Consider the following 1231-nt stretch of genomic DNA (forward strand, 5'->3'; position numbering starts at 1 on the left):
GGATCGATGTCATCCGGCGCCGCATCAGTGCGGCGGCGCGGGCGGCAGGCAGGGAAGGAAGCCTCCCCACCTTGATGGTGGTTACCATGTCCCCCCGGGGGGAAGAATTTACACGGCTCGCCGCCCTGGGTATTACCGACGTTGGCGAAAACCGGGACCAGGAAGCGGCTGCAAAGGCCGAACAATTGGCAGAGTGTGGACTTGCCTGGCATTTCGTGGGGCAGCTGCAGACCAAAAAGGCCAAGTCCGTGCTCCGGTATGCAGCCGCCGTCCATTCGGTTGACCGGCCGCAGCTCGTGGACGCCCTCGCCAAGGCGGCGAGGGCTGAGCGTGACGCTACGGGTCGGGCGCCGCTGGAGTGCTTCATTCAGGTCAGCCTGGAGGACGAGGCCGGAACGCACCGGGGCGGCGCCGCCCCCAGCGAAGTTGGGATGCTTGCAGAACAGATAGCTGCAGCCGGGAGCCTCAATCTTGCAGGGGTGATGGCAGTGGCCCCTTTGGGCGCCCCGCCTGGGCCCGCCTTCGAAAAACTTGCTGCAGTGTCTGCCGGCTTGGTTGCGGAGCACCCCGCTGCGACCGCCATCTCGGCGGGTATGAGCCAGGACCTGGAAGCTGCCATCCTGTTCGGGGCGACACACCTGCGAATCGGTTCCGATATTCTCGGATCGCGTCCTGCCGTGGGGTAGCGTCGGAGCTATTGGAAGTGATGGGCGGGGGACTCCAGTGCTGTCAAGCCATTGGGCGGCCCGCTTAACGGACACGATTAGGAGTCGACCATGGCCGGCGCTCTGCGCAAGACAATGATCTATCTTGGGCTCGCCGACGGCGATGAACACTACGAGTCCGAGCAACAGACCACACGTAAGGATGAGGACGAAGCGATGGAAGTTGACCGCGAGGAACGCCGTGCACCTGCACCCGTCCGCGAGGTCAGCCGTGAAACGTCCTACACCCCCGAAGAGGAATACCGCGCCCCAGTGACCCCCATCAAGCGCGCGGCATCCAGCCGCGAGGAGACCACCGGTCTCCGCCAGATCACTACCATCCACCCGCGCTCCTATAACGATGCCAAGCTGATCGGCGAAAGCTTCCGTGATGGAATCCCGGTCATCATGAACGTGACCGACATGGGTGAGGCCGACGCCAAGCGCCTGGTCGATTTCTCTGCCGGCCTGGTTTTCGGGCTTCGGGGGAGCATCGAGCGGGTGACCAACAAGGTGTTCCTGCTCTC

2 protein-coding genes are annotated in these 1231 nt (G+C 63.9%); both read left to right on the forward strand.

Annotation, left to right across the window (positions count from 1 at the left end; genetic code table 11):
- Nucleotides 1–2 precede the first annotated feature (2 nt).
- Nucleotides 3–686 (forward strand): YggS family pyridoxal phosphate enzyme, encoded by a 684-nt coding sequence (locus AC5RWX_RS33500; RefSeq protein ID WP_494100459.1) that lies wholly within the window; start codon nt 3–5, stop codon nt 684–686.
- Between the two features lie 90 nt (nt 687–776).
- Nucleotides 777–1231: cell division protein SepF (locus AC5RWX_RS33505; protein ID WP_494100460.1), on the forward strand; the 455-nt coding region annotated here is incomplete at its 3' end.

The sequence above is a fragment of the Arthrobacter sp. SPT-J7 genome (genome assembly GCF_059089965.1).